The organism is Allocoleopsis sp. (genome assembly GCF_036703385.1).
GTDB lineage: Bacteria > Cyanobacteriota > Cyanobacteriia > Cyanobacteriales > Coleofasciculaceae > Allocoleopsis.
The window spans coordinates 1-2,907 of the sequence record NZ_DATNPA010000007.1; the positions used below are offsets into that span (position 1 = coordinate 1).

The window sequence follows — 2,907 nt, forward strand, 5'->3', positions numbered from 1 at the left end:
GTGAGCGATCGCACCGTGCGAAACTACTGGATTCGACTGCAAGATGCTCTGGGCGTCTATGACGAACCGGGTAAAGAACTGAGAATTCAAATTGAACTCGCAGCCCGAAAAATCGGATTGATTAGTTGATGAAGGTGACGCTTTCTATTAAGGTAAAGCTCTGGAAGAAAATCAAGCAACAACTGAAACTCTGGCGTGAAGTCGCGCTGCCAGGACTCTCCGTCGTGGGACTGGTAATGCTTGCTCGGTCAATGGGATTACTGCAATCGCAAGAGTGGCTCGCCTTCGATCAATTGCTCCGCCTGCGACCTGCCGAAACCGTCGATACGCGGATCGTAATTGTGGGCATTGATGAAGACGACATCAACTATGTGGGAGGCTTTCCTATACCAGATAGCCAGCTCGCTAAACTACTAAATATTCTACAAACCTACAAACCTAGAGTAATCGGTCTCGATATTTTTAAAAATCAAAATAGGAATCCAGAGCGTGCACAACTGGGTTCAGCTTTGAGAGAGAGTCCAAATCTTATTGGAATTGAAGTCGTTTTAAATCAGAAAGAGACGTTTAACGTGAAACCACCGCCAGAGATACCTCCGGAGCGAGTGGGTTTTGCCGATCTAATTGTTGACCCGGATGGCAAGCTGCGACGCAGTATTCTGGCGAGTAAAACTTACACTGGAGAACTGAAATACTCCCTATCCTTGCGTCTGGCACAAGCCTATTTACACAAGGAAGGAATTGCGTTTCATCATGGTAGTCGCTCTTACGATCCCATTCAATTTGGCTCATTGAAGTTGCCCCGCTTTGGGCCCAATTGGGGAGGATATGTAGGAGCTGATGCTAATGGTAATCAGGTACTGCTGAACTTTCGCTCTCATCGGCAGCCCTTTCGCACTCTATCTCTTAGAGATGTTCTCACTCGGAAAGTTGAGCCGAATTGGATTCGCGATCGCATTGTGATTATTGGCATGACCGCCTCCAGCGTCAAAGATAGTTTTATCACTTCAGCGGTTAAAGGTACACTCTACACCACCGATGTAGGGGTCGAGGAGTCTTCTAACCAGTATCAATGGATTTATGGAGTGGAAGTTCACGCTCATGCCACCAGTCAAATTCTCAGTAGAGTATTAGACAAACGACCTTTATTAATGGTTTGGTCAGACATTTGGGAGTATTTGTGGATTTTAGGTTGGGGTTTATTGGGCATTATTCTGGGTTTGATGCTGCAATCGCCCTGGAAAACCTTCTCAAGTCTTGGGGTCGCTAGCTTCGCACTCATTGGGATTTGTTATATTTTCCTCGTAATGGGTTGGTGGATTCCCTTGGTGCCAACCTTGTTAGCGCTTTCGGGTGCGGGACTGACGGCATCGTTTTTTGACCGGGATTTGAGAACCCTGCTCGAACAGCGCAGTTTAACGCTGAAGCGCTCCTTTGAGGCAATCCACAACGGCCCTCTGCAAAGTCTGGCTGTCATGTTAAGGAGTCTCGGTGAAGAAGAGGTATCAACAGAGGAATTGCGATCGCAACTTCAACAATTGAACCAAGAGTTACGCAGTATTCCCGATTCTCTCTCTCAAGAAATGCTAAATCGCAATGACAGTCTCTGTCTAGAGGGAAATGTGGTTCTCGATTTACAGACTCCAATTGCTGAGCTGCTCTATCAAGTTTACGACCTTACCTTAAGAAGAAACTTTCAAGGATTTGCCACAATCCTGAGTTTTATTCCTCCCAATTTTGAGCCACTAGAAGACAGCCACTTAAGTACAGCTAAAAAGCGATGTTTATGCCTATTTTTACAAGAAGCTCTGTGTAATGTGGGTAAGCACGCCAAAGGAGCCACTCGTCTTGATGTAATCTGTACGCGAGAGCCATCCTGGTATTGCCTGAAAATTATTGATAATGGAGCTGAAATTATTTGTGAATCCAACTATACAGGTGGCAGGGGAGGAACCAATCAAGCTCACGAGATAGCCCGACAATTGAGGGGTAAGTTTCGGCGATTTCCACACTCTCCTCAAGGCACTGTCTGCGAGTTGACTTGGCCGATAGCAATGGCTTGGTGGCAGCGATTCTAAGAAGGAAAAGTTTTAGCTTTGCTCATAAAAGAGGCTTAGAGGAATATCATGGCTCAAATATTACAGTTTTTGCACAAATGGTTGAGGAGCAGCGTCGCCATCCATGTTACTTTGAGCTTATTGCTATTGATGCCTACAGTAGCGCTAGCTGGCGGTAATAATTCTGATGACCCTCCACCGAAGACGACGGGCACTTCAGGCGGTTCTAGGGGGTGTGAGACTCAAACCGAAACATCGTTAAGTAGCATTCCAGCCCTCATCTTACTTGCACCTACCCAACGCTACGGTCAAACGGTTGAAACTCGTCCCACCTTCGCTTGGTTTGTACGCGATTCTGGTTCCTGGCAAATGGAGTTTCGGCTCTATGAGTATGACCCAGATACTCAACAACCTAAGTTGGTCAAAGAGATTAAAGATGAAAATTTTAAAAGTTCGCCGGGAATTATGATGCTATCTCTGTCTAGTCCAGAATTGTCAGTTGGTAAAAAGTATCTTTGGCAAGTCGAACTAGTCTGTGATGCCAATCGTCCGTCTGGCAATCCATTCGCCACGGGGGCAATGAGTGTAGTTTCAATCCCGCCTGACTTGAAAACGAAGCTTTCTCAGACTAATGATCTAATAAGCAGAGCAACTCTATATGCTCAAGCCGATTTGTGGCACGACACCTTAAAAATTGTTTTGGCAGCTCCAGATGAGCCGAGATTGAGAGAACTAAAGACATCTCTCCTAGAACAGGTAGTCGCTGGAGCCGAAACAGCCGTGAGAGAACAAGCGAAAGTAGAACTAACTAATAGTGCAATCCATCAATTGCAGCGCTGAAGTGGCCTCA

Annotated in this window: 2 protein-coding genes; both read left to right on the forward strand. The window is 46.0% G+C overall.

Annotated features, from left to right (window positions below; translation table 11 throughout):
• The first annotated feature begins 128 nt into the window (after positions 1-128).
• Positions 129-2,078: a CHASE2 domain-containing protein gene (locus V6C93_RS00230; RefSeq protein WP_333474625.1), complete on the forward strand. Its 1,950-nt coding sequence runs from the start codon at positions 129-131 to the stop codon at positions 2,076-2,078.
• A 48-nt stretch (positions 2,079-2,126) separates the two neighbouring features.
• The gene (locus V6C93_RS00235) at positions 2,127-2,897 is read left to right on the forward strand and encodes a DUF928 domain-containing protein (protein ID WP_333474626.1); all 771 of its coding nucleotides are present in this window, start codon (positions 2,127-2,129) and stop codon (positions 2,895-2,897) included.
• Positions 2,898-2,907 lie beyond the last annotated feature (10 nt).

What these genes read in the sequence shown, in the direction of transcription:
- V6C93_RS00230 (WP_333474625.1), top strand. Translation starts at nt 129, where the DNA reads ATGAAGGTGACGCTTTCTATTAAGGTAAAGCTCTGGAAGAAAATCAAG.
- V6C93_RS00235 (WP_333474626.1), top strand. Translation starts at nt 2,127, where the DNA reads ATGGCTCAAATATTACAGTTTTTGCACAAATGGTTGAGGAGCAGCGTC.